The sequence below is a fragment of the Kushneria avicenniae genome, from assembly GCF_900112585.1.
Classification (GTDB): Bacteria; Pseudomonadota; Gammaproteobacteria; order Pseudomonadales; family Halomonadaceae; genus Kushneria; species Kushneria avicenniae.
This window is the reverse complement of sequence record NZ_FOLY01000004.1, coordinates 340,697-367,309: the sequence shown is the minus strand read 5'-3', so window position 1 is coordinate 367,309 and position 26,613 is coordinate 340,697. Positions and strand designations below refer to the sequence as shown.

Here is a 26,613-nt window from a genome sequence, read left to right as displayed (position 1 = left end):
CGCCCCGGACGACAGGGACATCGATGAATGAGGGATTGTCGAACGACGTCATCGCGGGCGCGATGACGTCGCACAGGGTTACTGGCCGACTCGACCGATCATCAGAAATTCCAGCAGGGCCTTCTGGGCATGCAGCCGATTGCCGGCTTCCTGCCAGACCAGGGCGCGCGGGTCGTCCAGCAGGGTCTCGCTGACCTCTTCGCCGCGATGCGCCGGCAGACAGTGCAGAAATACGACCTCGTCATCGGCCGAATCCAGCATGGCTTCGTTGACCTGAAAGCCGGCAAACGAGGCCATGCGAGCGGTCTGCTCCTCCTCCTGACCCATGGACGCCCACACGTCAGTAGTGATCAGGTGTGCCCCTTCCACGGCAGCCTGCGGATCGCGGAAGATTTCGACGCGCGACCCGGCAGCGTCAAGGATCTCCTGATCGGGCTCGAAGCCTTCAGGACAGGCGATGCGCAGGTTGAAATCAAACTGGCGCGCGGCATTGATCCAGGAATGGCACATGTTGTTGCCATCGCCTACCCAGACGGCGGTCTTGCCCCTGACCTGGCCGCGGGCCTCGGTCCAGGTCTGCACGTCGGCCAGCAGCTGACACGGGTGGTAGTCATCGGAAAGCGCATTGATGACCGGAATGGAGCTGGCATCGGCAAAGGATTCGATACTGTCATGCGAGAAGGTGCGGATCATCACCGCATCAACCATCTCGGAGAGCACGCGGGCGGTATCACCCACCGGCTCGCCACGACCCAGCTGGCTGTCACGCGGTGACAGAAACAGCGCATGACCACCGAACTGGGTCATGCCCGTTTCAAAGGAGACGCGGGTGCGGGTAGAGGATTTCTCGAAAATCATGGCCAGCGTTCGATTTTTGAGCGGCGTATAGATCGGCCCGTTGTCGGCCAGTTCGCGCTTGATGGTGATCGAACGATCGATGAGATAGGCCAGTTCCTGTGGTGACAGATCCATCAGGGTAAGAAAGTGGCGAAGGGCCATGTCTCGATGCTCCTGTATGTGCATAACGTTACGGTGACAAAAACGTTGCCGGGCGCCATGCCAGGCGTGACGCTCGATAAGGGGGCGTGCCCCGTGATGCTGCACCTGCGCGGTAAAACCAACGAAAAAGCGCCGCACGAGAGCTGGCGGCGCTTTGAAATGTGGCCATTGTCGATGGCGGCGGACGAGACCTGCTGTCAGGCATCGACCTCGGTCATCCTAACCAGAGCCTCCAGGGCGCGCAACTTCATATCGATCTCATGTGCTCATGACGCCTTGAACCGGGCTGATTTAACCCCCATATCGTCGTACAGTGAGGCCAGACATTCATGGGCTTTCAAGGCCCCTCCCTTCTGGAGACCGGACATGAGCGAGACACTCGATACCATCAAGCAGCAGATCAGCGAAAACAGCATTCTGCTTTACATGAAGGGGTCACCGCAGATGCCGCAGTGCGGCTTCTCTGCCCAGGCCGTTCAGGCGCTGATGGGCTGCGGCGAGCGCTTTGCCTTCGTCAACATTCTGGATAACCCGGATATCCGCGCCGAGCTGCCCAAATATGCCAACTGGCCCACCTTCCCGCAGCTGTGGCTCAACGGCGAGCTGGTCGGCGGCTGCGACATCATCGTCGAGATGTATCAAAACGGTGAGCTGGCGCCGATGGTCAAGCAGGCTGCAGCCAACGCGGCCCCGCAGGAAGGCGACAACGCCTGATCATGCTGCTGGCTGACATGAAAAACCCGCCTCGATCGAGGCGGGTTTTTTAATGCCGCATGACGACAACGCTAGAGCGGTTCGTCACCGTCCATGCTCTGCTCGCGCAGGGCCAGGTCCCAGCCGCCCAGATCCTTGAAACGGTTGACGATGGCACAGAAAAGCTCGGCCGTGCGCTCGGTATCGTAGCGCGCCGAGTGGGCTTCCTGACTGTCAAAGGGAATGCCCGCCGCGCGACATGCGCGTGCCAGTACCGTCTGGCCGTAGACCAGCCCCGAAAGCGTTGCGGTATCAAAGCTCGAAAAGGGGTGGAAGGGGTTGCGCTTGATGCCGGCGCGCTCGACGGCAGCATTGAGAAAGCCGTGATCGAAGGCGGCGTTGTGACCGACCAGAATGGCGCGATTGCACTGATGGGACTTGAGCGCCTTGCGCACTGGTTTGAAGATCTCCTCCAGCGCGGCCTTCTCCTTGAGCGCCGCGCTCTGGCGCAGCGGGCTGTCCAGGCGAATACCGGTAAAATCCAGCGCCGACTGTTCGACGTTAGCACCCTCGAACGGCTCGATATGAAACGAGAAGGTCTCATCCGGAAGCAGATGGCCCTGTTCGTCCATGGTCAGCGTCACCGCAGCAATTTCAAGCAGCGCATCAGTGCGGGCGTTGAAACCACCGGTTTCCAGATCGACCACGACGGGCAGGAAACCGCGAAAACGACCGGACATGAGTTTCGGGACAACATCTTTCATCGTCGTGTTCTCCTGTCGCAGACAGCAGAAGACGCCATGGGAATCGAGAACGCGTATAGCCGGGCAGGGCCCGAGGATATGGTGACCGGCACAGGAAGCCTTCTGGTCGAGAGATGGATTCGGTTTGCAGGGTTGCAGTGTAGCATTGTGCCTGCAGTCAATCCCATCCATCACGCGTGACGCGGTGTTCGCCGCGGACAGGTGACGATATACTCACGCGACACACAACGCATGACTACGCCTCAAGGAGCCGGTATGTCCGATGTAAAAAAGGTTGTCCTGGCCTATTCGGGAGGGCTCGATACCTCCGTGATCGTCAAGTGGCTCAAGGAAACCTACGACTGTGAGGTCGTGACCTTCACGGCTGACCTGGGTCAGGGGGAAGAGGTCGAGCCTGCACGTGCCAAGGCACAGGCGCTGGGTGTGAAGGAAATTTACATCGAAGACCTGCGTGAAACCTTTGTGCGTGACTACGTCTTCCCGATGTTTCGTGCCAATACCATCTATGAAGGCGAGTATCTGCTGGGTACCTCGATCGCGCGTCCGCTGATCGCCCGTCGCCTGATCGAGATCGCCAACGAGACCGGCGCGGATGCCATCGCACACGGTGCGACCGGCAAGGGCAATGACCAGGTGCGCTTCGAGCTGGGGGCCTATGCGCTCAAGCCCGGCGTCAGAGTCATCGCGCCGTGGCGCGAGTGGGATCTGAACTCGCGCGAAAAGCTGATGAACTACTGCGAAGAGCACAATATCCCGGTCGACTACGCCAAAAACAAGAAAAAGTCTCCCTATTCGATGGACGCCAACCTTCTGCACATCTCCTATGAAGGCGGTGTACTGGAAGACCCCTGGAGCGAAGCCGAAGAAGAGATGTGGCGCTGGAGCGTGAGCCCTGAAGCGGCGCCGGATCAGGCCACCTATATCGATCTGACCTTCGAGCGTGGCGACATTGTGGCCATCGACGGCCAGGCCATGAAGCCGCATGACGTGCTTTCGTATCTCAACAGGATCGGCGGCGAGAACGGCATCGGCCGTCTGGACATCGTCGAAAACCGCTACGTGGGCATGAAGTCCCGCGGCTGCTACGAAACCCCCGGCGGCACCATCATGCTGCGTGCTCATCGCGCGATCGAGTCGATCACGCTGGATCGCGAATCGGCGCATCTCAAGGATGAGCTGATGCCCAAGTACGCCGAGCTGATCTACAACGGCTACTGGTGGAGCCCGGAGCGCAAGATGCTGCAGGCTGCGATCGACCAGTCACAGGGCAGCGTCAACGGCGTGGTACGCCTCAAGCTCTACAAGGGCAACGTCATCGTGGTCGGCCGTGAGTCGGAAGACTCGCTGTTCGACGCCTCGATCGCCACCTTTGAAGATGACGCTGGCGCCTACGACCAGAAGGACGCCGAGGGCTTTATCAAGCTCAACGCGCTGCGTCTGCGCATCGCGGCCAAAAAGGGTCGTCTCGACGACTAGGCAACTGATGTCGTGTCATTGAAGGGGCCGCTTTTCAGCGGCCCTTTTTGTGTCAGACTAAAATATCCCGTGTGCGCGGGTGGCGCACCGAACCACAGACATCAGGAGCCGGCCATGCTGAAAAAACTGTTCGATGCGCTCAAGGGCACCGGCACGACCACAACCGCTGACGACACGTCGCGTCAGGTGGCCGATTCCGTGGAGTACAAGGGCTGCGAGATTGTCATGACACCGGCACCGGCCGGCGGTCAGTATCGCGTCAGCGGCCTTATCCGCAGGATGCGCGAAGACGGCGAGATGGAGGAGCTGAGCTTTGAGCGCTCCGATGTTCTGCCCGATCGCGACAGCTGTATCGACATGACCCGCACCAAGGCCGAGCGCTACATCGACGAGCAGGGCGATCATCTCTTCGACAATACGCACCGACCGAACTGAAACGGGGCAGACGCCGTATTGCCTGTGGCCAGGGAGTATCCGAACGCATGCCCGATACCAGTAGACCCGTGCTGCTGCCCGCCGTTTCCCGCTGGCGGCAGCTTTCGACAGGGGATCGTTTCAGCGACCTGATCGCCGGGTTGATCACGGCCGCGCTGCTGGTCCCGCAGGGTATGGCCTATGCCACGCTCGCTGGACTGCCGGCGCAGGCGGGGCTCTATACGGCGCTGGCACCGCTGATGCTGTACGCGCTGTTCGGCACCAGTCGCGTGATCGCGATGGGGCCCATGGCGCTGACCTCGCTGCTGGTCGGTGAGACACTGCGCGATGCCAATATACCGTTATCTTCCATTGCTGGTGATGCGGCACTGCTGGCAGCGCTGGTGGGGGGATGGCTGCTGTTGATCCATGTCTGCCGGCTCGGGCGTTTGATCGATTTCGTCAGCCCCAGCGTCATGCAGGGCTTTACCACGGCCTCGGCACTGATGATCGTGCTCTCCCAGACCAGTGACCTGCTCGGCATCGGTGATGCCGCCGGCAACGCCATCGAACGGTTGCTGACGCTGGCCTGGTCACTGGGGGATATCACCCCGGGCGCGGCGCTTTTTGGCGGGACGGCCATGGTGCTCCTGCTGCTGATGCGCTGGCTGCTCTCACCGCTGCTCGAGCGCCTTGGGCTACCGAAAACCGCCGCTGCCGTGCTGGGCAAGACCGGCCCGCTGATCGTGCTGATTCTGGCGCTTTTGCTGGCGCCGCTGTGGCCCGGCACGCTCGATCAGGTCGGACAGATCCCTGCCGGGCTGCCGTTGCCGGCGCTGCCCACGCTGTCTCTGGAGGCCATGAACGCCCTGTGGCTGCCGGCGCTCGGGATTGCGCTGATCAACTACGTCAGCGCCATTTCAGTGGCGCAGACGCTGGCGGCAAAACATCGTGAGCGTCTCTATCCGCAGCGTGAACTCTGGGTGCTGGGTGCGGCCAATCTGCTGGCGGCACTGACGCGCGGCTTTCCGGTCACCAGCGGGCTGGGGCGCGCCGTGGTCAACGAACAGGCAGGCTCGAAGACGCCGCTGTCGTCGCTGTTTGCCGCGCTGGCGCTCATGGCGGTGCTGCTGTTGGCGACATCGCTCTTTGCGCCGCTGCCGCAGGCGGTGCTGGCCGCCATTGTCATCCAGGCGGCCATTCCGCTGGTCGACCCCGGCCCTCTGTGGCGCGCATGGCGCTATTCGCGCGCCGACGGTCTCGCCTGGCTGGCCGCCTTCGCCGGCGTTTTGCTGCTGGGGGTCATGCAGGGACTGCTGGCCGGAGTGGGCATTGCGCTGGCACTGCTGCTGGCGCGGGCGAGTCGGCCTCATATCGCCGAGATCGGTCAGCTTCCCGACGGTGGCTTTCGCAACTGCGAGCGCTTTGACGTCGAGCGAATGCCGCATCTGATGATGGTGCGACCGGATGCCAACCTGCACTTTGCCAACATGGGCGCGCTGGAGCGCTGGATCAACGAGCATCTCTCTGAGCACGATCAGGTGACCGACATGGTGCTGGTGCTCAGCAGCGTCACTCATATCGATGGCGCTGCCCTTCACGCACTTGAAACGCTCGACGAGCGCCTGGCCGAGCAGGGCATCGCCCTGCATCTGGCCGAGCTGCGCGGGCCGGTACGCGATCAGCTGCGTCACACGGCCTTCATGAGTGACCACCGCCCGCGGGTCTTTTTTACCTGCGCTGCGGCCTGGCAGGCGCTCTCTGACGACGGCATCGAGTTCAACATCTAGGTCGCCCCTGTATAGTCGCCCCTGTGTGGCACTCACCGTGTCTCGGGCGTACCGGACAGAAAACTCCGCGATACATGGCCGATGCCGCATTGACCTCTCTACAATGGCCGCCTTCACACTGAAAGAGGCCATTGTCATGTCCGCTTCGTTACACGAGCCTGTGTCGTGAAGGCGCTTTTGCTTTCAGCCTACGCCGCCGACAGCCATCGCTACTGGGCGCGAGGCCTGATGGCGCATCTGGAAACGATCGACTGGACCCTGCTCGAGCTGGCCCCGCGTCATTTTCAATGGCGCGTGCGCGGCAATCCCCTGAGCTTCATGAGCGAGCATGACGCTACGCTGTCGCAGTCCTTTGACCTGGTCGTGGCCACCTCGCTGGTGGATCTGGCCACGCTGATCGGGCTGTATCCGCATCTGGGCCGGGCCCGGCGGGTGGTCTATTTTCATGAAAACCAGTTCGCCTATCCGCTGGGTCAGGACCAAAGGACGCGCATCGAACCTCTGATGGTCAATCTTTACAGCGCGCTGGCCGCCGATCGGGTGCTGTTCAACAGCCGGTGGAACCGGGACAGCTTTTTCGACGGCGTGGCGGGTTTCTTGAAGAAGATGCCCGAGCGGGTCATGCCCACTCGCCTGGAGGCGTTGAAAACGCGCTCGGAGATCCTGCCCGTGCCGCTGTGGTCGCTGCCGTCGTCTGTCTCGATCAGGCGGGATGCTCCAAATCGTATTATCTGGAATCACCGCTGGGAGTACGACAAGAATCCGGAGGATTTCTTTGCCGCACTCGAGATGCTGTCCGATTCAGGCCATGAATTCGAGCTGGTCGTGATGGGGCAGGTCTTTCGCAACGCCCCCGACGTGTTTGAGCAGGCCCGGTCGCGGCTGGCCCGGCACATTACCTGCTGGGGCCACCAGACGCGCGAGCGCTATCTCGAAGCGCTGGGGAAGGGCGGCATCGTGGTGTCTACCGCCTGGCACGAGTTTCAGGGATTGGCCGTCATGGAGGCCGTCCAGCAGGGCTGCGTGCCGCTGGTGCCGGAGCGGCTGTGTTTCCCCGAGTACTATGCGCCGCAGTATCGCTACGATGGTGGCCGTGACGCACTGATCGAGCGTCTCAAGCGTTGGCTGGACTCGCCCGAATCGCGACCGGGGCCGCCCGATATTGGCGCCTGGACATGGCCGCAGATGACGGCGCGCTATCGGGCGCAGTTACAGCCGCTGGCGTGAGTCAGGTTCAGGCCGGTTCGGTTTTTTCCCTGTATTCACACAGATCCTCGATCACGCAGCTGCCGCAGCGCGGCTTGCGCGCCACGCAGGTATAGCGCCCGTGCAGGATCAGCCAGTGATGGGCGTCTCGCTTGTAGTCGCGCGGCACCACTTTCAAAAGTTTCTGCTCGACCTGATCGACGTTCTTGCCCGGGGCCAGGTGGGTGCGATTGGAAACACGGAAGATATGGGTGTCTACCGCGATGGTCGGCTCGCCGAAGGCGGTATTGAGGATCACGTTGGCCGTCTTGCGACCCACGCCAGGTAGCGCCTCAAGCCCGGCGCGGGTGCGGGGCACCTCACCGTCGTGATCGCGCAGCAAAAGCTCGCACATCGCCACCAGGTTTCTGGCCTTGTTGTTATAAAGCCCGAGGGTCTTGATGACCTCCTTCACGCCCTCGAGTCCCAGATCCACGATCCCTTGTGGCGTACTGGCAACGGGAAAGAGCCGGGCGGTGGCCTTGTTGACGCCGACATCGGTGGACTGGGCCGACAGGGCAACCGCGACCAGCAGCTCAAAGGGTGTGGACCAGGCAAGCTCCGTGGTGGGCTCGGGGTTGGCCGCCTGCAGGCGACGAAAGATTTCGCGGCGCTTGTCATTGTTCATCGGTGCGGGTCCAGGAAGAGAGTCACGGGGCGGTCGCGCATTCAGTGTCGCTCGGCGTTGTCCAGCGCCCGGCAGGCATCCTGCCAGGTGTTTTCGGCGCGCTCGACCAGGGCCTGCGCGGTCGCAATGTCTTCCGGACCGCCCTGGCGTCTGGCATGGGCCAGCTGGCGGTTGGCAAGCGCCAGCCGCTGTCTGGCCGCCGAGCGGGCGATACGCAGGGAGTTGAGCGTGCTTGAGGCGGGGATAGCCTGCTTGTTGTCATCCGTTCGGGTATCGGCCTCACTCTGCGCCTGAAGATCGGCCAGCTGCTGGCGGGCGTGCTCGAGCGCGCTCTGATCTGCCTGGTTGTCGGGGGCAGTGCTCAGGCGTTTTTCCAATCGGCGCACGGTGGCGCTGATGGCCGCCTTTCTGGCCCGCAGGTTACCGGCCGGCTTTGACGTGGCAGGCGTCGCGGTAGAGGGCACATGTTCGCCGGGCGCTTTGGTTTCGCTGCGCTGCTGCTGACGTGCGCGCATGCGCTCACGGCGCCGGGCGTCCTTCTCCTCGCGCTGGCGCTCAAGACGGGCGTTGCGATTTTCAAAGCGTCGACGGCCCAGCTCGGCGCGTCGCGCCAGCCAGTCGTTTTGTTCGCGCTCGGTGCTGGCGGCCTGCCAGCCCGGGTGCGCGACGATGTCGATACAGTCGACCGGACAGGGCGCCACGCAGAGCTCACAGCCGGTGCATTCTGCCTCGATAACGGTGTGCATCTGTTTGGACGCACCCAGAATGGCGTCCACCGGGCAGGCCTGAATGCACTTGGTGCAGCCGATGCACTCTGCCTCGCGAATCACGGCGGCCTTCGGCGATTCGGCATCCACTTCCAGTGGCACGGCGGGGCGGTCCATCAGCTCGGCAAGCTGCACTACGGTAGCCTCGCCGCCTGGCGGGCAGCGGTTAATGGCTTCGCCTTCGGCAATGGCCTCGGCATAGGGACGACAGCCGGGATGGCCGCACTTGCCGCACTGGGTCTGGGGCAGCAGGCGATCGATATCGGTAACGGTAATACTGGCAGAGGCACTCATGCAGGTTGTTAACAGACCCGGGCGTTGTGATCAGGGAAATCGGAGCGATTATACGCGCAATGGTGCAGCGCTTCGAACCCTGTGGTCTCTGACCGGGTGCTGCTGATTCAGAGAGTGTCGGATTCAGAGAGTGTCAGGATGGTACTGAGGGTCCCTGGCGCGGGCGCCGACCTGGTTGCGTCCGGCCTGCTTGGCACGATAAAGACTTTCATCGGCCAGGCGGATCAGTTCGGCGGGCTGGCAGGGAGCCTCGGGAATACTCATGGCCATGCCCAGACTGATGGTGATGTGCGGGGCGACCCGCGAGCATTCATGCAGCAGGGAAAGGTCGGCTACTGCTCCGCGCAGCCTTTCGGCGGTGCGCCAGAGATGTTCTCGCGTCACGCCGGGTAGTACGGCGATAAACTCTTCACCGCCAACACGGGCCATGATGCCCTGATCATCCAGTGCGCGTTGCAGGCTCTGCGCCACTCGGACCAGGCAGTGGTCTCCTTCCAGGTGACCGTAGTGATCGTTATAGGCCTTGAAATAGTCGATATCGATGATGAGCAGACCTGAGGAGGTTTTGGTCCTGTGGCCTTCCAGCAGCGTTTGCATCAGATAATCGTCAAGGTAGCGACGGTTATAGAGACCGGTCAGATGATCGCGCTGGCTGAGCTGCTGCAGTGAATCGGTGCGCTGTTTTTGATGCATCAAAAGATGCTGGAACTCACGCGCTAGACTGCCGAGCTCGTCACGTCGGGCAATGAGACTGACCGGTAGAATTTCCGAGAAATGCTCCTCCTGACGCTGCTCTCGGGTAAATCGAGCCAGACGCCGGGTGGGGGCCAGAATAATGCGTTCAAGCAGCCCCAGAATGACCACTACCACGGTCAGCAAAACGCCGACCGTCCAGAACATGGCGAAGTTGAACGAGGCCGCGTTGGCCATGAAATCATGTCGCGCCAGTGTGGCCTGCAGGGAGAGAACGTCATCGTTGGGCTCGGCCTTGAGCCAGCGGGTGGCCAGTAGTTGGTCATCGCTGATGCGAATGATGGGGGGCGGCTTGATGATCAGATCGGGATGCAGAATCGGCTCGATGGAAACATCGACACCGGTCTGGTGGCGGATGGATTCAAACCAGCTGCGGTCCATGCTGCGTACAATGGCCAGCCAGCCCAGCGGCGGCGCCTTGTCACGCTCGGTCGGGAAAATGGGGCTGGTGGCAATCATGGTCGGTGCCGGTACGCTTAGAAGCCATTTATCCAGCTCGGGCGTCTGCTGCTGCACATGCGCTTGTATGACGTTGAAAAAGGGCGACATCCAGCGACACTCATTGGTGGCCGAGGTGCAGGTACTGTAGGTATCCGTATCGGGATTGTAGCCGGCCATCCAGACCGGTGTGCCGTCCATGCGCATGAAGACCATCATCAGGTGCGCCATGTCCTCGAACATCTCCTGACTGAAGTTGCTCTCGGCAAAATCGGGGCTCCTGCCCTGTATAAAGGCATAGGCATCATCCCAGCTGGCCCAGTCGCGTGTCTCTGCCCCCAGCTTGTTCAGGTCACTCTGCCAGGCGCTTTCCACTCGCCCCATTTCCCGGGCAACGTAATCATCTTCACGTGTCAGCAGGTCGGGATAGATCACGAAATGCGCCATACTCCAGAGCGCCAGCAGGGCCAGACACGCCACCAGCACAATGGACAATAAAAAACGAAATCGTAATGAATGCATGCCGTCGGCGTTCCATGGCGACCTGACTTCGCCCGTAGCTTTCAAGTGGCAGATTCGTCAGCGTAAGGATATATCGGCGCCGCGTTTGATTTATGAAGGCGTGAGATGTGTCAGGGAGGGAAGGAATGACGGGGGTGACAGAGACAGAAAAACGCCAGCCTTCAGGAGGCTGGCGTTGGGAGAAACGCAGTAAACGTCGCGATCAGCTCACGCGGCTTCCCGGCGTCGCCCCGCTGTCGGGCGAGAGAAGGTAAATACCGTCGTTGTCGCCAGCAGCAAGCACCATGCCTTCAGAAACGCCAAAGCGCATCTTGCGCGGGGCCAGATTGGCGATCATCACGGTCAGGCGGTTTTCCAGCGCTTCCGGCGCGTATTGCGCCCGGATACCGGAGAAGACCGTTCGCGTCTCGCTGCCGATATCCAGCGTCAGCTTCAAAAGCTTGTCGGCGCCCTCGACATACTCGGCCTGCGTAATGCGAGCGATGCGCAGATCAACCTTCGCAAAGTCATCAATGGCGATTTCAGGCGCGATCGGCTCGATATCGGCAGCCGGCGTATTCTCCTCGCCATCGCCCGGTGCCGAGACCGCGTTGTTCTGAGCGGCCTTCGCGTCATCCTTGAGCTTTTTCTCCACCGCCAGATCCTCCTTTGAGGCCTCGATCATCTGATCGATCCTGTCGCTTTCGACGCGGGTCATCAGCGGCTTGAACTTCTCGATTGGGTGGTCAGTCAGCACGGTGGTACGGCTGGCCCAGTCGAGCGTCTCGAGATTGAGGAAGGTGCGTGCACCCTCGGCCAGGGTCGGCACAATGGGCGCCAGATAGACCACCAGCTGGCGGAAGAGATTGATGCCCACCGAGCAGATGTCCAGCACTTCCTGCTCACGGCCTTCCTCCTTTGCCAGTGCCCAGGGGGCCTTCTCGGCGATATAGCCGTTGGCATCATCGGCCAGCGCCATGATGCGACGTACCGCGCGGGCAAATTCACGCGCTTCGAAATCGGCCGCGATCGCTTCGCCTTCATCGATGAAGCGCTGTACCAGCTCTGGTTCAGCGCAGGTGCCGGACAGGCGACCGCCGGATTTTTTCACAAAGCCGGCACAGCGACTGGCGATGTTCACCACCTTGCCGACCAGATCCGCATTCACGCGCGCGGCGAAGTCCTCGAGGTTCAAATCGAGATCATCGACGCCGGCGGTCAGCTTGGCCGCAAAGTAATAGCGCAGGTACTCGGGGTTCAAGAACTGCTCATAGGTCTCGGCCTTGATGAAGGTGCCGCGGGACTTTGACATCTTCGCGCCGTTGACCGTCACGAAGCCGTGACAGTTGACCCCGGTGGGCGTGCGAAGGTTGGCGCCTTCCAGCATCGCCGGCCAGAACAGAGCGTGGAAATAGACGATGTCCTTGCCGATGAAGTGATACAGCTCGGCCGTGCTGTCCTTTTGCCAGTACTGGTCAAAGTCGAGGCCTTCACGCTCGCAGAGCTGCTGAAAGCTGGCCATGTAGCCAATCGGCGCATCGACCCACACGTAGAAGTACTTGCCCGGCGCATCAGGGATCTCGAAACCGAAGTAGGGCGCATCGCGGGAGATATCCCAGTCGTTGAGACCAGCCTCGAACCACTCCTGCAGCTTGTTGGAAATCTGCGGCTGCAGACGATCGGATCGCGTCCACTCTTTCAAAAACGGCTCGAACTTGGGCAGCTCGAAGAAGTAGTGAGTCGAGCTCTTGACCACCGGTGTGGCGCCGGAAACCGCCGAGACCGGATTGAGCAGCTCGGCCGGCGTATAGGTGGCGCCGCAGGCTTCGCAGTTGTCGCCGTACTGGTCGTCGGTATGGCACTTGGGACAGGTGCCCTTGACGAAGCGGTCGGCCAGAAACATGCCGCGCTCGGGATCATACATCTGCTCGACGTCGCGGGTAGCGATAAAGCCGCCGTCGCGCAGGGCACGGTAAATGCGCTCGCTGTGGACGCGGTTCTCTTCCGAGTGGGTCGAGTAGTAGTTGTCAAAAGCCACGCCAAAGCGGGCGAAGTCGGCCTGATGCTCGGCGTTGACCCGGTCGATCAGCTGCTGGGAGGTGATGCCTTCCTGCTCGGCGCGCAGCATGATGGCAGTGCCATGGGCGTCATCGGCGCAGACGTAGTGACACTCATGGCCGCGGCTTTTCTGAAAGCGCACCCAGATGTCGGTCTGGATGTATTCCAGCAGATGACCCAGATGGATCGAGCCGTTGGCATAGGGCAGGGCACTGGTGACCAGAATCTGGCGCCTGGCGTTGTCTGACGTGGTAGGACTCGACATGAAAAGGCTGTTCCCGTGACGAAACCCGAGGCCGGGCCGTGCAGGGCCGGACGGGGTGAAGAGGGTGAAATCGATGGCCGATTGTAGCATCGTTGTCCGGCAACATGCCCATATACGCATTGCACGCAGCGACACGGAAGTGCCATGGCGACCGATGTTCCCCTGATTGAAAAAGTGTCGGTTTCCAGCTTGCCGAAACAGCTTCTGCTCGAGGCCGACCCGGATGAGACTTCTATCGAGACTTATCCCAAAGATGGCATCGCCTTGAGAGCGGCACTGGATGGCGTGATAGCTGGTATTTGTGTACTGGCTTTCCGTACTCCGGGCGAGTTGGAGCTTTTAAACATTGCTGTCATGCCGGCGCTGCAGCAAAGAGGTATCGGTTCTCTATTGTTGAACGCCGCCATTGATACGGCTCATGATCATTCATGTCAGCGTCTGACGCTGGGCACCGGCGCCTTTGGTCACCAGTTGAGCTTTTATCAGCGACACGGCCTCAGGGTGGTCAGTGTTCAAAAGGACTATTTCACTGAATATTACGACAGGCCATTGTTTGAAAACGGCATTCAACACCAGGATCGCCTGTGGCTGGTTCTTGATCTTTCAATGAGGGCGGGGAAATAAGTGGGTACTGGAAGCGTCACATCCCGTAGTCAACGCCTCGGCCTTGCCGTTGTCTTTCTCTGGTTCTTGCTGGGTGGCATCGCCCACTTTTTCTGGCCGGCGGCGTTTGCTTCGATTATTCCCCCCTCTCTGCCTTTCAAAATGCCGGCGGTCTTCATTACCGGGGCGTTTGAGCTGCTCGGGGCCATCGGTATTTTTATGCCGCGCTATCGCCGTGCCGCGGGCATTGGTTTGATCGCGCTGACACTGTGCGTGACGCCGGCCAATGTCTATATGTGGTGGCATGCCGAAAAATTCCCGCATGTGCCCGAAACAGCGTTGCTGTTGCGCCTGCCTCTGCAGGTGCTGCTGATCATCTGCATTGCGTGGAGTACAAACCTGATGGGTGCTCGGCGTCACGGCGTGTCGTAAACAGGACCGCGCCCTGGCTGACGGTGTGTACAATGGCCGGCCCATAGTGATCGATGATGGCTGCGTGCATGTCCGGTGATATCCCCCTTGAATCCATCGAGACGCCTGATGGCGTCAGCTGCTTCAATTGCGAGGCGTGCTGCTGTCGGCTGCTGGTCATGCTGGATGACGACGATCTGGCCCGCGGTGTGCCTCATGGTTTGATCGATGAGGACGAGTGGGGGGGTGTGGTGATGCGTCAGGATGAAGAGGGCTGGTGCGCGGCGGTGGATCGCAACACCATGCTGTGCAGTATCCATCCGCGCCGCCCACAGGTCTGTCGTGACTTCGAGGAGGCCAGCTTTGAGTGTCGCGAGGAGCGGGCACTTTATGGTCTTGTCGATGAGCCTGCACTGGCGGATGCCGGTGTCCTGTAGAAGACACGGACCGGCATCATTTTTTAATTTTTTTGACAGGTAGGCCATGGCCAAGCTGTGTGAAATCGATACCGCCGATATCCCCGGCGGTGGTCAGCTGCGGCTGTTGCAGCGCAATGACGAGTTCTCCATCCGCATTGCCGGCAAGCCCGGTGAGCTGATGAACACGCGACTGCACGGTTCCGAGGATGCGCTGGCGGAACTGGCTTGTGAGCGCGTGTATGCTCATCCGAATGTGCGTGTTCTGGTCGGGGGGCTGGGCATGGGCTTTACTCTGGCCGCGGCTTTGGCCACGCTCGGCGCTGAAGCAGAAGTGGTGGTGGCCGAGCTGGTGCCCGGGGTGGTCGAGTGGAATCGCGGCCCGTTGGGCGCGGCAGCCGGCTACCCGATTCGTGATTCACGCTGCCACATTCTTGTCGAGGATGTGGCAGAGGTCATCGCGCGCAGCGAAGAAGGCTTCGATGCCATCATGCTGGATGTGGACAACGGCCCGGAAGGGTTGACCCAGCGCGACAATGACCGGCTTTACAGTGCGCGCGGGCTTGAAAGTATTCAGCGCGCGCTACGGCCCGACGGTGTGCTGGCGGTCTGGTCAGCAGGGATGGACCCCGGTTTCAGCGAGCGGCTCAAGCGGGCGGGGCTTTGTGTCGAGGAGCACATGGTGCGTGCACATCGCCCGGGCAAGGGGGCGCGTCATACCATCTGGCTTGCGTGGTAATGCATGTCTGAGCCTCCATTCGGTGAGGCATGACGTTATCAATGTCGTAGACCTGGCCCACTGTCACGCTCTGGACTAATCTGATGCCAACGCAGGAACGCGTTAACGGTCGGCCTCGCTACAGGGTGGCCCGCATTCATAACGAAGCAAGGGGCAAGACATGCGCAATATCATTTATCTCATCGGTCTGGTGGTCGTGGTGCTTTTCATCCTGTCCTTTCTGGGGCTGCGCTAAACGTCGATCGATAGATCATTGCAGGCAGGCCACGCTGCATGAAAATGCCCCGGGAGTCACTCTCCCGGGGCATTTGTTTTACCTTCTCGCTCATGGCTCAGCGTCGGTTTGACCCATTACCGCAGGCGGCAGGATAGAGCCACGATCACGACATCATGACTGAGCAATCATCAGCGACTTGCTGTTAACGAACTCAAGCATGCCATAACCGCCGTGTTCACGGCCGTAACCGCTCTCCTTCACGCCGCCAAAGGGCAGATTGGGCTGCGCAATGTAGTAGCCGTTGACGCAGACCATACCGGTATCGAAATGATCGCGTGCCAGGCGTACGGCGCGCGCTTCGTCTCTGGAGAAGATACCGCCGCCTAGACCGTATACCGAGTCATTGGCAATACGCAGCGCGTCTTCTTCATCTTTTGCACGAATCAGCGAGGCGACCGGGCCAAACAGCTCGCCGTCGTAGGCGGGCATGCCGGGCGTGACGTTGTCCAGCACCGTAGAGGGATAGAAAAAGCCATCCACGTCGGGGACTTCGCCGCCGGTCAGGCAGACGGCACCCTTGTCGACGGATGCCTGTACCTGCTTATGGAGCTCGTCACGCAGATCCCTGCGCGCCAGCGGGCCCAGCTGAGTGTTTTCATCGGTCGGATCGCCGAATTCGACCTGCTTCATTCGTTTAACGAAGGCGTCGCGGAACTGCTCATAGACGGCGTCCACCACCACGAAACGCTTGGCGGCAACACAGGTCTGGCCGTTGTTGGTAATGCGGCCGGTGACACAGGTTTCGACTGCCTTGTCGATGTCGGCATCCTCGAGCACCAGGTAGGCGTCGTTGCTGCCCAGTTCCAGCACGGTCTTCTTGAGCTGTTCGCTGGCAGCCGCGGCCACCTTGCGGCCCGTAGCGGCGCTACCGGTAAAGGTGACGCCGCGCACCAGACGGTGCTCGGTGACCTGGCTTGCCTGCTCATCGCGAATGTAGAGCACGGTAAAGACATTGTCGGGCATGCCGGCTTCACGAAAGATCTCTTCCAGCGCCTCGGCGCAGCCCCAGACATTGGGTGCGTGCTTGAGCAGCACAGCGTTGCCGGCCATCAGGTTGGCAATCGTGTAGCGAATGACCTGGTAGAAGGGGAAGTTCCACGGTTGAATGCCGAAGATAATGCCGATCGGCTGGTGAGTGACCAGCGCACGACCGCCGGGCAGATCACGTTCTTCTTCGGCCAGAACGCGTGCAGCGTTGTCGGCGCTGTAATCGCAAATGCTTTTGCATAGATCGATCTCGGGCGGGGCCTGGCTGATCGGTTTGCCCATCTCCTGAGTCATGAGACTCGAAAGGCGCTCCTTGTCCCTGACCAGAAGCTCGCCGACCCGACGTACCAGCCTGCCACGCTCTTCAAGAGAGCGCTGCTTCCAGTCGAGAAAGGCCTGATGCGTCTGTTCGATCTTTTGATGCAGCTGCTCATCGGAGATCGTCTCGAATTCCCGGATGGTCTGGCCGGTAGCCGGATTCACGGTTTTAATGGTGTTCGACACGGTAACCTCCTTTGGTATGACGGAACGACCCGGAGTGTAGTGCTTATGCCGTGCATATGCCGTGGTGATTACTGTCTGTGCCTTGCCTGATCCTCCAGTATTGAATTACGTAACGCGTGCGCTTGCCCCTGTCGCTGTACCTTATCTATCGCCCTGTGGCATAACGATGAGCGCCAATCCTTTGGAGACAACAGCATGCTGGATACCATCAACGAGTTTTTCGAGCGTATGAGCGGCCGCTCACCGAGCGACCAGGATCACAGGATGACGCTGGAGCTGGCCGTGGCGGCGCTGATGTGTGAGGTCATGCGCGCTGACGGCGAGATGAAGGATGTTGAGCAACAGACGCTGCGGGACATGCTGCGCCGCCGGTTTGATCTGGACGACAGCGCCGTGGAAACGCTGGTTGATATGGCACGTCAGCAGGTCGAGGATTCGGTGGATCACTATCAGTTCGTACGACTGATCCGGGATGAATATGACTACCCGCAGCGGGTGGCGCTGATCGGGCGGCTCTGGCGTATGGCCTACGCCGATGGCGCGCTGGACCCGCAGGAGGAGGCGCGGGTGCGCAAGCTGGCCGAGCTTCTCTATGTCGATCATGCCGATTTCATCACGCAAAAGCTCGAGGTACAGCAGGCGCTGGGCCTGGCGTAGTATTGTCACGCCTGCGTTGTTCACTGCTTCCCTGTCACCGGCCATCAGGACATGTCGTGTCTGCACTCCCTCTCTTTCGCTCGGGCGTACTGTCATTTCTGTCCATGATCATGGCCGCATTGGTGTCTTCGGCCGTCGCCGGGGACGATGTTCCCCATACGCAGCAGCTACCGCCGCAGGCCTATAATGGCTATCTGGAACAGCATACGGTGCCGCTTTGGGAGGGTGACGTGCCGGATGCGCGCGGCGAGGGCTTTCGTGATCAGCCCACCCTGACCATCTATCCGCCCGGGCAAAAGCCCAACAGCACGGCAGTCATCATTGCCCCCGGTGGCGCCTATCAGGTGCTGTCCGACAATACCGAAGGTCGCCAGATCGCCAACTGGTTCAATACCCGCGGCGTGGTGGCCTTTGTGCTCAAGTACCGGCTGGGGCCGGAATACCCGATGCCGGTGCCGCTGGAAGACGCCCAGCGCGCCATGCGCTGGGTACGTGCACACGCCGGGGACTTCAGTATCGACCCCGACCGGGTCGGTATGGCCGGTTTCTCGGCTGGCGGGCATCTGGCAGCGCTGGCCGGGACACGCTTTGATCAGGGGGATGCAAGCGCCGATGATCCGGTCGACCGCCAGCGCAGCCAGCCCGACTTTCTGGTGCTGGGATATCCGGCACTGGTGATGTTCAGCGACCCGAGCAGCCGCATCGATTACTGCCAGCTGATGAAAATCGATCAGTGCGATCGGACCTGGCGGGACCGCTATCGCCCCGAAAGACAGGTCAGTGCTGACACGCCGCCGACTTTCATCTATCAAACCACCAATGATGAGCTGGTGCCGCCGCAGGGCAGCATCGATTTCTATACAGCGCTGGTGAATGCCCGAGTTCCGGCCGAGCTGCATATCTTCGGCAACGGGCCGCATGGTTCGGGACTGGGCATGGGCGACGCCGCACTGGACAGCTGGACCACACTGCTGGATCACTGGCTGCGAGCCCGGGGGCTCTATACGCCTGCCGAAGACGCCGAACACTGATAGCGGTCAGGAGGCTGTCCAGATATTACTGTCTACGCCACATCCCGGGCATACCAGAAACAGTCGGCCGGTCTGGTGGCACATTCGGCCCTGAGCATCAGGCACCAAAACGGTTCGAGAAATGTAACGCATGCATATATCCCGTCACATTGCCATCGACGACAGCGAGTTCGAGATGCATGCCATCCGTTCTCAGGGCTCCGGTGGCCAGAACGTCAACAAGGTGGCTTCAGCCATCCATCTGCGCATGGACATACAAGCCAGCAGCCTGGCGCAGGAGTACAAGGACCGGCTGCTCTCGCTCAATGATCATCGCATTACCGCCAGCGGCATGATCATCATCAAGGCACAGTCCCAGCGCACTCAGGAGCTCAATCGCCAGGAGGCCCAGGCGCGTCTGCGAGCGCTGATCAAGTCGGTGATCCATACCGACAGGCCTCGCAAGGCGACAAGGCCGACCCTGGGGTCCAAAAAGCGCCGGCTGGAAGGCAAGAAGCAGCGTGGTCAGAAAAAGGCGCTGCGTGGGCGTGTGGATCATTGATTCAGTGGAAAACCGAGACGAAAGATGAAGGCCTGAACGGGTCAGACACGGCTATATCCGAGTGTTTCACCTGGGATTGTCGCCGGGTGAGGGTTTATACTGTCGCTCGATCATGACATCGCAGGCGTAATCCGGGGTGTCGGCAGGAAACGGACAGGAGACAGGTAGTGCTCGAAACAGTCAAACATGTGGTGGCCGTCGCTTCCGGCAAGGGTGGCGTGGGCAAGTCCACCGTCACCGTCAATCTGGCGCTGGCCATGGCCGCGCAGGGGCATCGCGTCGGTGTGCTGGACGCCGACATCTATGGCCCCAGCCAGGCGCAGATGCTGGGTATCAAGCCCGGCACTCGGCCGACCATGGTCGATGACAAGACCATGAAGCCGATCGAGGCGCACGGTTTGAAAATGATGTCGATGGCGGTGCTGGTCGATACTGAAACCGCCATGGTCTGGCGCGGACCGATGGTCGCCGGCGCCTTCCAGCAGCTTTTGACCCAGACCGGCTGGGGCGAGCTGGATTATCTGTTCATCGATATGCCGCCGGGCACCGGTGACATTCAGCTGACCCTGTCACAGCAGGTGCCGGTGTCGGGCTCGGTGATCGTCACCACGCCACAGGACATTGCGCTGCTGGATGCGCGCAAGGGCATCGAAATGTTTCGCAAGGTCAACGTGCCGGTGCTGGGCGTGGTCGAGAACATGAGCACCCACGTGTGCTCGAACTGCGGTCATGAAGAGGCGGTTTTCGGGGAAGGTGGCGGTGCCCGCATTGCCGCTCAGTACGATACCGAAGTGCTGGGCCGCCTGCCGCTGACCATGAGCATTCGCGAGCAGGTCGACGGCGGTCATCCTACTGTGGTGGCCGACCCGGAAAGCGCGGCCGCGCGCGCCTTCATGGAAATTGCCGCCCGCGTGGATGAGCAGCTCGGCGCCAGAACGCGCGAAAGCGGCCCGTCGATCAGCTTCGGCGAATAACGCCGTGCAGCCGTCTCGCTTCCCGGGGTGGCGCATCCCGGGCTTTGGTTCGGCGGGGCACGCCGGTATCATGGCCGATATCACCCGCCAGGGCGGTGTGCAACGCGATGGCAGCATGCGTTGACGCCGCTCTGGCGCTTCAGCTTTACCCCCATCTTTCAGGCATTGCGACAGGACACCCCTCGTGAGCATCAAGGCAGACAAATGGATTCGCCGCATGGCGCAGGAACACGGCATGATCGAGCCGTTCGAGTACGATCAGGTCCGCCATGCCGGTGATCAGCGTGTCATCTCCTACGGGACGTCAAGCTATGGCTACGACGTGCGCTGCTCCGATGAGTTCAAGGTGTTCACCAACATCCATTCTGCCACCGTCGACCCCAAGCACTTCGATGAGAAGAGCTTTGTAGATGTGAAAGGGGATGCCTGCGTGATTCCGCCCAACTCCTTCGCGCTGGCGCGCACGGTGGAATACTTCCGCATTCCGCGTAACGTGCTGACCATCTGTCTGGGCAAGTCGACCTATGCGCGCTGCGGCATCATCGTCAACGTCACGCCTCTGGAGCCGGAGTGGGAAGGGCACGTGACGCTCGAATTTTCCAATACCACCAACCTGCCGGCGCGGATCTACGCCAACGAAGGCGTGGCACAGATGCTCTTTTTCGAGTCTGACGAAGTGTGTGACACCTCCTACAAGGACCGCGGCGGCAAGTACATGGGCCAGCGCGGCGTCACCCTGCCGCGTACCTGAGCTCGTTTGTCTGGCCCGGCTAGCCCAGATGGGTGCTGCTGCCGGGCTCCTCCTCCCGCGCCATCTCTTCCAGACCGTGCACGATGCCGCAGTCGCCCACCGAACGGGCGTGCTCGCATTTCTCTCGCAGGTGCCTGAGCTGGCCGTGCAGCTGGGAAAGCTCTTTCAGACGTACCTCGACATGATCGATATGCTCATCGAGCAGGGCGTTGATGGCCTGACAATCGCCCCGCGGGTCGTCCATCAGCGCCAGTAGCGCATGGATCTCGGCATGACTCATCGCCAGCGCCCGGCAGTTGCGGATAAAGCTCAGCCGCTTGAGATGCATCGAACCGTAATGGCGATAGTTGCTCTCGCTGCGCTCTGGCGCCGGTAAAAGCCCCTCGCGCTCGTAAAAGCGGATGGTCTGGCTACTGCAGCCGGCTTCCTTCGCCAGTTCTCCAATCTTCATGATCTGCTCCCCGTTCAGCGCGCGTTGACCACATTCCTTCGTTTGACATTCAACGGTGCATAAAGCCTGTCTGATCCTTTGACCACCATGACGCTGCAGGGTCACAAGACTCCAGTGTCACAAGACTACGGGGTCATGAAGATTATGCCTTCAGATGCGCAGATCATATACGTTCATGAAATGCGTTCGTATCCAGTAGCGTGCTACCACGACCAAGGTCTCTGTAGGGGGAAATGCCTGAGTGTGACATTTTGATGACAGCGCCGTGGCAGGGATCTTCCCCGCTTATGGGATACACAATAATCTGCGGCGCGTCATGTCACAGACATCGAGGCATTCATGTACGGAATCTTCAAGGCCGGGCGCCCTGGCAAGCCGCTTCCCGAGGCGGATATCGACGGCACCTACAAGCGACTGCGCTGGCAGATCTTTGCCGGTATCTTTATCGGCTACGCCGGTTACTATCTGGTACGCAAGAACTTTACTCTGGCCATCCCCAGTCTGGTGGAGCAGGGGTATTCCCGCGGCGATCTGGGGCTGGCGCTGGCGGGTGTTTCGATTGCCTATGGCATATCCAAGTTTTTGATGGGCGCGGTGTCGGATCGCTCCAACCCACGCTACTTCCTGCCGGCCGGCCTTCTGTGTTCGGCACTGATCATGTTTCTGTTCGGCTTTACGCAGTGGGCGACCTCCAGCATTGCCATCATGTTTGTGCTGCTCTTTCTCAACGGCTGGGTGCAGGGCATGGGGTGGCCCCCATGCGGACGTACCATGGTGCACTGGTGGTCGAAAAGCGAGCGCGGCGGCATTGTCTCCGTATGGAATGTGGCCCATAACGTTGGCGGAGGTCTGATCGGTCCGCTTTTCATTCTGGGGATGGCCTGGTTCAACGACTGGCGTTCGGCCTTTTATGTGCCGGCAGCGGTGGCAGTTGGTGTTGCCGTTTTTGCACTTCTGACCATGCGTGATACACCACAGACCTGCGGTTTGCCGCCGATCGAGAAGTACCGGAACGATTATCCGGAAGGCTACAATGAAAACCACGAACGCGAGTTCTCGGCCCGTGAAATTTTTGTCGAGCATGTGCTCAAAAACCGCTTGCTGTGGTGTATCGCCCTTGCCAACGTCTTTGTCTATCTGCTGCGCTATGGCGTGCTCGACTGGGCACCGACCTATTTACAGGAAGTCAAACACTTTACGGTCGACAAATCCTCCTGGGCCTATTTCCTTTATGAATGGGCGGGCATTCCCGGCACGCTTTTGTGCGGCTGGCTCTCCGACAAGCTGTTTCGCGGCAATCGCGGTGCGACCGGCATTTGTTTCATGGCACTGGTCACGGTCTTCACCGTGCTTTACTGGCTCAATCCGCCCGGTAACCCGACCATCGACATGCTGTGTCTGATCGCCATCGGCTTTTTGATCTATGGACCGGTCATGCTGATCGGGCTGCATGCGCTGGAGCTGGTACCCAAAAAGGCCGCTGGCACCGCCGCCGGCTTTACCGGGCTTTTCGGCTACTTGGGTGGTTCGGTCGCGGCCAGTGCGATGGTCGGCTATACCGTGGACCATTACGGTTGGGATGGCGGTTTTGCGCTGCTGGTGGGCTCATGCATTCTCGCCATTTTGCTGCTGGCACTGACGCTTCGTCAGGCGCCGACCCAACGCGCCGCTTGAGACAGGCATTCTCTATCCATCAGACAGGATCGCCAATAGCCAGGGCCGGCTCGCCAGACGAGCCGGCCCTGGCTGTCAGATCGGTCACATCAGGCCGGTGATGTCAGGGTCGCACCGCTGATGTCCGAGAGCGTCAGCTTGAGCGAGCGCGCCAGCGCGGCGCCATGCCCCATCCCTTCAAGCACTTCAAAGCGTGCCTCAAAGCCGGATAACCGGTCCATCTGTTGTGCCAGACCTCGTAGCTGGTCGTTGATTTCCTTGTCGCTGCCGCCGTTGGAGTAGGGGCCACGGTTTTGGAGTTCGGCGTCGCCGCGCATCAAAAGTGCGCTGCCTGGCTGATCCGACGGCCATTGAAACCGACCCGCTTCGGCAACGACCTGATAGCCGTTCCAGCTGAGCGAGGGGCTGGCCGCATACCAGTGATCGAACAGCGAAGGGCGGGTAAAAAGCGTGTGCAGAACAAACAGCCCGCCAAAGGAGTGACCCCAGATGGCGCGCCGGGACGTGTTGATGGGCAGGTCGCGCTCGGCCTCCGCCATGATGGTGTCATCGAGCAGCTTGATGAAATCGTCGGCACCGCCGCCGCGGCGTTCGGGATGGCGGTCGTTGACGATGGGCGGCTGGTCCGTGCGTTTCGGGGTGTAGTCCCACTGGCGCGCCTCGACATCAAAACGGGCATCCGTATCGTAGCCCAGCGCCACCAGCACCGGCGGAGTGGCGGTGTCCATCGCCTTGAGGTGCTGTTCGTCCAGCGTTGCCAGAGCGGCGTTGCCGTCAAGCAGATAGATCGGCGTATAGCCGGCCTCGGGCGGCGTCTTTTTGGGGATGGCCACGGTGATGCGGTAGTGACGCTGTCCATCGGTACTGGCCAGGCGGTGCACCCGGAAATCGTAGACGTTTGACCCCTCTTCGACGATGCCCGGCGGCAGCGGCTGATTGAAGTCGGGGCCCGGGCGCGCGGCAGCGGGAAAGGAGAGAAACGTGCCGGGCATCAGGCTCATGAGGGCCGTTGTGGTGGCGCCCTTGAGCAATCGGCGTCTGGTGCCATCGCAGGGGTGATGCTGTGTCATGGGGGCTCTTGGCGATGTGTGTTATCCCTATGACCACGCCGCCGGGCATTTGCTCCGACGGCGCGATCTTCCTTCAGTCGTCAGGACATCAGAACGAGGCGGTCAGCGATGAATAGATCGCGCGCCCCGGCTCGTTGTAGGTCGCAGCCCCGGCGTTGCTGCTGTTGCCTTCGCGGTAAAGACGCTTGTCGAACAGGTTGTTGACGCCAAAGCTGCCGCGCAGATGGTCATTGAAGGTGTAGCCCACGTTGAAGCCTACGATGCTATAGGGCGAGAGGCTATCATCATTGACGCCGGTTCTCTCCCCCAGACGATTGATCGGCTGTGAGGGGCCTTCCTGTTTGCCGTAGGCCGTCCAGTAGAGCTGCGTGTTGAGCCGGTCATTGATGGTCCAGTCCAGCGTGGAGTTGAGCGTGAACTCCGGAATGATGGAGAGTGGGTCGCCGGTTTCGCGATCTTCGGACTCGATCATGTACGTGACGTTATTGCTCCACAAAAGGCTGTCGGTCAACGGAATCTGCAGGTTGCCCTCCAGCCCCTGAACCACGGCGCGTTCGGCATTGCGCCATTGCAGCACATCCGTGCCGCCACCGGTCACCGCAACAGGGTCGAGTCCGGAGACGATCTTGTCCTTGTAGTCGTTACGGAAGTACGTCAGTCCCGCGACCAGATCATCGTTTCGGTACTCGATCCCGATCTCCTTGTTGATGCTGGTCTCGGCGTCGAGGTCTTCGTTACCGACCAGATAACAGGAGTTCTGTGAGCCGATGGCACAGCCGTTGCCGCGCGAATAGAGCAGATAGTTGGGGTTGGTCTGATAGAGGTTGGGCGCCTTGAAGGCGCGTGCTACACCCGCCTTGAGCGTGACGTGATCGCTGAGCTCCTGAGAGGCATTCAGGCTTGGGCTCCAGTTGCTGCCGGCTTCGCTGTGATGATCAAAGCGTAACCCCGGTGTGACAATGGTGCCCGGACGCAGCTCGATGTTGTCTTCAACATAAACGCCGCCGAGTTCGGCACTGGTCTTGTCATCACCATTGGGGGCAAAACCGGCCAGGCTACCGGTCTCTCCGAAGCTCTGATTGGTATTGCTGGGGTCTTCCAGCGTATCGCGATTCCATTCGCTGCCGAAGGTAATGACCTGATCGAAAAAGCGGTCTGTATAGTAGTCTGCTTCGGCACTGAGTCGATAACTGTTCAGCTCGTTGCTGACAAAATTATCGGGATCGTTGATGCGTCCCTCTCCTGAGCCTGCAGTGCCTTCCTGCAGGCGCGTATTGCGGGTGCGCTCATACTGCGCTGTGACACGCGTATCCATATCCTGCCAATGGCCGGTATGGGTGAGCGCCACATTTTGTCGATAGAGGCGGTTGGTTTCAGCACCGTCCTCTGCGAGGCCTTCGGTCAGCTCGTTGCGATTGTTGTTTTGCGAGTCGCCGGTATAGATGTTGCCCTGACGCGAATAGCCCATCTCAAGGTCCAGCAGCTGGTCTTCGGTCGCCTGCCAGGAGAGCAATGCATTGATATCACGATTACGAACGCCCTCACGGCCGGCCGATGGATTCAACGTGCCGTCATCAAGGACATCCGCGTTGATATCGGTATCGTCGGCGTCGGTCTTGTTGGCACTGCCGTACAGTCGAAGGCTCAGATCATTGGTCAGCGGTCCGGCCAGGTTGAAATTGGCACGTCTGGTTGCCCCTTCCTCGCTATTGGTGGGCGTACTGGTGAAGGTGGTGACAGACCCCATCCACTGTTCGGTAGCGCGTTTGGTGATGATGTTGACTACTCCGCCGGCGGCACCAGAGCCATATCGCGCTGCGGCCGGACCGCGCAGCACCTCGATGCGCTCGACCATTTCCGGTGGCACCCAGTTGGTATCGCCTCTGGAATCTCGCTCACCGCGCCAGCCGTAACGGACCGAATTGCGCGAGCTGACCGGCTTGCCATCAATCAGGATCAGAGTGTTTTCCGGCCCCATGCCGCGAATGTCGATCTGGCGGTTGTTGCCACGCTGACCTGAGGCGCTGTTGCCGGTGAGGTTGACGCCCGGCATGCGACGGATGATCTCGGAGAGGTCATTGGCTGGCGGTCGTTTTTCGATATCTTCGCTGGTGATGATCGAGACCCCCGGTGCCTGCTTGAGCGTCTGCTCGGCAGTGCCCAGTACCACCATCTCTCCCAGATCGTCAGTGTCTTCAACAGTGACGGCCGGTGCAGGGGCATCGGCCGTGGTGGCCGCGCTTTCAAGCTGCTGATGCGAGTTGACTGCAGGTTGAGCAGCCGCCAGAACCGGGCTTGCATAAAACATGGGCGTAGAAACCGCCAGCGCAATGGCAAGCGTCGTGGTGTGACCTGACGTTGAACGTGGCATCCCTGATTGTTCCCTTTAATGTCGTGTCGATCGTGAACGGCTCATCAAGCCGATCTCGTTTATGGCATGTT

25 protein-coding genes are annotated in these 26,613 nt (G+C 60.5%); 15 read left to right on the top strand and 10 right to left on the bottom strand.

Going from position 1 to position 26,613, the window contains the following annotated elements; all coding sequences use genetic code 11:
• Positions 1–78 precede the first annotated feature (78 nt).
• Positions 79–999, bottom strand: coding sequence for an ornithine carbamoyltransferase (gene argF, locus BM079_RS10890; protein WP_090133907.1), 921 nt, complete (start codon positions 997–999; stop codon positions 79–81).
• Positions 1,000–1,365: 366 nt separating this feature from the next.
• Here argF and grxD point away from each other — a divergent pair, with 366 nt between their 5' ends.
• Positions 1,366–1,713 carry a Grx4 family monothiol glutaredoxin gene (gene grxD, locus BM079_RS10885; RefSeq protein WP_090133905.1) on the top strand — a complete coding sequence of 116 codons (348 nt, stop codon included), beginning with the start codon at positions 1,366–1,368 and terminating at the stop codon, positions 1,711–1,713.
• Positions 1,714–1,784: 71 nt separating this feature from the next.
• Here the strand turns inward: grxD and rnt are convergent, their stop codons facing one another.
• Positions 1,785–2,456 (bottom strand): ribonuclease T, encoded by a 672-nt coding sequence (rnt, locus tag BM079_RS10880; protein ID WP_090133903.1) that lies wholly within the window; start codon positions 2,454–2,456, stop codon positions 1,785–1,787.
• Between the two features lie 255 nt (positions 2,457–2,711).
• Between rnt and BM079_RS10875 the strand changes: the two genes are divergently transcribed.
• From BM079_RS10875 to BM079_RS10860, 4 genes are all read left to right on the top strand, one after another.
• Complete coding sequence (locus BM079_RS10875; RefSeq protein WP_090133901.1) at positions 2,712–3,932, top strand: argininosuccinate synthase; 1,221 nt, start codon at positions 2,712–2,714, stop codon at positions 3,930–3,932.
• Positions 3,933–4,046: 114 nt separating this feature from the next.
• On the top strand, positions 4,047–4,367 hold the full coding sequence (locus BM079_RS10870) for an HlyU family transcriptional regulator (protein ID WP_090133898.1): 321 nt from the start codon (positions 4,047–4,049) through the stop codon (positions 4,365–4,367).
• Between the two features lie 47 nt (positions 4,368–4,414).
• A complete protein-coding gene (locus tag BM079_RS10865) occupies positions 4,415–6,136 on the top strand; it encodes a SulP family inorganic anion transporter (protein ID WP_090133896.1) in 1,722 nt (573 codons plus the stop codon).
• A gap of 165 nt (positions 6,137–6,301) precedes the next feature.
• Positions 6,302–7,363 (top strand): tRNA-queuosine alpha-mannosyltransferase domain-containing protein, encoded by a 1,062-nt coding sequence (locus BM079_RS10860; RefSeq protein ID WP_090133894.1) that lies wholly within the window; start codon positions 6,302–6,304, stop codon positions 7,361–7,363.
• 7 nt (positions 7,364–7,370) lie between these two features.
• Here BM079_RS10860 and nth read toward each other — a convergent pair whose 3' ends face one another.
• The 4 genes from nth to metG form a co-directional block, all read right to left on the bottom strand.
• Positions 7,371–8,009, bottom strand: a complete 639-nt coding sequence (gene nth / locus BM079_RS10855; protein ID WP_090133892.1) for an endonuclease III — start codon at positions 8,007–8,009, stop codon at positions 7,371–7,373.
• A gap of 41 nt (positions 8,010–8,050) precedes the next feature.
• A complete protein-coding gene (gene rsxB / locus BM079_RS10850) occupies positions 8,051–9,070 on the bottom strand; it encodes an electron transport complex subunit RsxB (protein ID WP_090133891.1) in 1,020 nt (339 codons plus the stop codon).
• 123 nt (positions 9,071–9,193) lie between these two features.
• Positions 9,194–10,783: a sensor domain-containing diguanylate cyclase gene (locus BM079_RS10845; protein WP_090133889.1), complete on the bottom strand. Its 1,590-nt coding sequence runs from the start codon at positions 10,781–10,783 to the stop codon at positions 9,194–9,196.
• 202 nt (positions 10,784–10,985) lie between these two features.
• A complete protein-coding gene (gene metG / locus BM079_RS10835; RefSeq protein ID WP_090134258.1) occupies positions 10,986–13,085 on the bottom strand; it encodes a methionine--tRNA ligase in 2,100 nt (699 codons plus the stop codon).
• 144 nt (positions 13,086–13,229) lie between these two features.
• Here metG and BM079_RS10830 point away from each other — a divergent pair, with 144 nt between their 5' ends.
• The 4 genes from BM079_RS10830 (at position 13,230) to BM079_RS10815 (ending at position 15,254) form a co-directional block, all read left to right on the top strand.
• The gene (locus BM079_RS10830; RefSeq protein ID WP_090133885.1) at positions 13,230–13,709 is read left to right on the top strand and encodes a GNAT family N-acetyltransferase; all 480 of its coding nucleotides are present in this window, start codon (positions 13,230–13,232) and stop codon (positions 13,707–13,709) included.
• A complete protein-coding gene (locus BM079_RS10825) occupies positions 13,710–14,120 on the top strand; it encodes a DoxX family protein (protein ID WP_090133883.1) in 411 nt (136 codons plus the stop codon).
• Positions 14,121–14,188: 68 nt separating this feature from the next.
• Positions 14,189–14,536 (top strand): YkgJ family cysteine cluster protein, encoded by a 348-nt coding sequence (locus tag BM079_RS10820; protein ID WP_245742985.1) that lies wholly within the window; start codon positions 14,189–14,191, stop codon positions 14,534–14,536.
• 46 nt (positions 14,537–14,582) lie between these two features.
• Positions 14,583–15,254, top strand: coding sequence for a spermine/spermidine synthase domain-containing protein (locus BM079_RS10815; RefSeq protein ID WP_090133879.1), 672 nt, complete (start codon positions 14,583–14,585; stop codon positions 15,252–15,254).
• Between the two features lie 388 nt (positions 15,255–15,642).
• On the opposite strand, the gene BM079_RS10810 is transcribed toward BM079_RS10815, so the two are convergent.
• Positions 15,643–17,022, bottom strand: coding sequence for an NAD-dependent succinate-semialdehyde dehydrogenase (locus tag BM079_RS10810; protein WP_090133877.1), 1,380 nt, complete (start codon positions 17,020–17,022; stop codon positions 15,643–15,645).
• A gap of 195 nt (positions 17,023–17,217) precedes the next feature.
• Between BM079_RS10810 and BM079_RS10805 the strand changes: the two genes are divergently transcribed.
• The 5 genes from BM079_RS10805 to dcd all read left to right on the top strand — a co-directional run bounded on the left by BM079_RS10805 (position 17,218) and on the right by dcd (position 20,976).
• Positions 17,218–17,679, top strand: a complete 462-nt coding sequence (locus BM079_RS10805; RefSeq protein ID WP_090133875.1) for a tellurite resistance TerB family protein — start codon at positions 17,218–17,220, stop codon at positions 17,677–17,679.
• 56 nt (positions 17,680–17,735) lie between these two features.
• Positions 17,736–18,710 (top strand): alpha/beta hydrolase, encoded by a 975-nt coding sequence (locus tag BM079_RS10800; protein ID WP_090133873.1) that lies wholly within the window; start codon positions 17,736–17,738, stop codon positions 18,708–18,710.
• Between the two features lie 130 nt (positions 18,711–18,840).
• A complete protein-coding gene (gene arfB / locus BM079_RS10795; RefSeq protein WP_090133871.1) occupies positions 18,841–19,251 on the top strand; it encodes an alternative ribosome rescue aminoacyl-tRNA hydrolase ArfB in 411 nt (136 codons plus the stop codon).
• Between the two features lie 167 nt (positions 19,252–19,418).
• Complete coding sequence (apbC, locus tag BM079_RS10790; protein WP_090133869.1) at positions 19,419–20,225, top strand: iron-sulfur cluster carrier protein ApbC; 807 nt, start codon at positions 19,419–19,421, stop codon at positions 20,223–20,225.
• Positions 20,226–20,409: 184 nt separating this feature from the next.
• Positions 20,410–20,976 (top strand): dCTP deaminase, encoded by a 567-nt coding sequence (gene dcd, locus BM079_RS10785; protein ID WP_086622150.1) that lies wholly within the window; start codon positions 20,410–20,412, stop codon positions 20,974–20,976.
• A gap of 19 nt (positions 20,977–20,995) precedes the next feature.
• On the opposite strand, the gene cadR is transcribed toward dcd, so the two are convergent.
• On the bottom strand, positions 20,996–21,427 hold the full coding sequence (gene cadR, locus BM079_RS10780) for a Cd(II)/Pb(II)-responsive transcriptional regulator (protein ID WP_090133867.1): 432 nt from the start codon (positions 21,425–21,427) through the stop codon (positions 20,996–20,998).
• Between the two features lie 339 nt (positions 21,428–21,766).
• Between cadR and glpT the strand changes: the two genes are divergently transcribed.
• Positions 21,767–23,101, top strand: coding sequence for a glycerol-3-phosphate transporter (gene glpT, locus BM079_RS10775; protein WP_090133865.1), 1,335 nt, complete (start codon positions 21,767–21,769; stop codon positions 23,099–23,101).
• Between the two features lie 89 nt (positions 23,102–23,190).
• Here the strand turns inward: glpT and BM079_RS10770 are convergent, their stop codons facing one another.
• Together BM079_RS10770 and BM079_RS10765 are read right to left on the bottom strand one after the other, a co-directional pair.
• Complete coding sequence (locus BM079_RS10770; protein WP_090133863.1) at positions 23,191–24,171, bottom strand: alpha/beta hydrolase; 981 nt, start codon at positions 24,169–24,171, stop codon at positions 23,191–23,193.
• Between the two features lie 88 nt (positions 24,172–24,259).
• Entirely contained in the window at positions 24,260–26,542 is a 2,283-nt protein-coding gene (locus tag BM079_RS10765) for a FepA family TonB-dependent siderophore receptor (RefSeq protein WP_281243953.1), read from the bottom strand.
• Positions 26,543–26,613 lie beyond the last annotated feature (71 nt).

Coding starts and splice junctions, on each gene's coding strand:
- argF (WP_090133907.1), bottom strand. CDS start 999: ATGGCCCTTCGCCACTTTCTTACCCTGATGGATCTGTCACCACAGGAA.
- grxD (WP_090133905.1), top strand. CDS start 1,366: ATGAGCGAGACACTCGATACCATCAAGCAGCAGATCAGCGAAAACAGC.
- rnt (WP_090133903.1), bottom strand. CDS start 2,456: ATGAAAGATGTTGTCCCGAAACTCATGTCCGGTCGTTTTCGCGGTTTC.
- BM079_RS10875 (WP_090133901.1), top strand. CDS start 2,712: ATGTCCGATGTAAAAAAGGTTGTCCTGGCCTATTCGGGAGGGCTCGAT.
- BM079_RS10870 (WP_090133898.1), top strand. CDS start 4,047: ATGCTGAAAAAACTGTTCGATGCGCTCAAGGGCACCGGCACGACCACA.
- BM079_RS10865 (WP_090133896.1), top strand. CDS start 4,415: ATGCCCGATACCAGTAGACCCGTGCTGCTGCCCGCCGTTTCCCGCTGG.
- nth (WP_090133892.1), bottom strand. CDS start 8,009: ATGAACAATGACAAGCGCCGCGAAATCTTTCGTCGCCTGCAGGCGGCC.
- rsxB (WP_090133891.1), bottom strand. CDS start 9,070: ATGAGTGCCTCTGCCAGTATTACCGTTACCGATATCGATCGCCTGCTG.
- BM079_RS10845 (WP_090133889.1), bottom strand. CDS start 10,783: ATGCATTCATTACGATTTCGTTTTTTATTGTCCATTGTGCTGGTGGCG.
- metG (WP_090134258.1), bottom strand. CDS start 13,085: ATGTCGAGTCCTACCACGTCAGACAACGCCAGGCGCCAGATTCTGGTC.
- BM079_RS10830 (WP_090133885.1), top strand. CDS start 13,230: ATGGCGACCGATGTTCCCCTGATTGAAAAAGTGTCGGTTTCCAGCTTG.
- BM079_RS10820 (WP_245742985.1), top strand. CDS start 14,189: ATGTCCGGTGATATCCCCCTTGAATCCATCGAGACGCCTGATGGCGTC.
- BM079_RS10815 (WP_090133879.1), top strand. CDS start 14,583: ATGGCCAAGCTGTGTGAAATCGATACCGCCGATATCCCCGGCGGTGGT.
- BM079_RS10805 (WP_090133875.1), top strand. CDS start 17,218: ATGCTGGATACCATCAACGAGTTTTTCGAGCGTATGAGCGGCCGCTCA.
- arfB (WP_090133871.1), top strand. CDS start 18,841: ATGCATATATCCCGTCACATTGCCATCGACGACAGCGAGTTCGAGATG.
- cadR (WP_090133867.1), bottom strand. CDS start 21,427: ATGAAGATTGGAGAACTGGCGAAGGAAGCCGGCTGCAGTAGCCAGACC.
- glpT (WP_090133865.1), top strand. CDS start 21,767: ATGTACGGAATCTTCAAGGCCGGGCGCCCTGGCAAGCCGCTTCCCGAG.
- BM079_RS10770 (WP_090133863.1), bottom strand. CDS start 24,171: ATGACACAGCATCACCCCTGCGATGGCACCAGACGCCGATTGCTCAAG.
- BM079_RS10765 (WP_281243953.1), bottom strand. CDS start 26,542: ATGCCACGTTCAACGTCAGGTCACACCACGACGCTTGCCATTGCGCTG.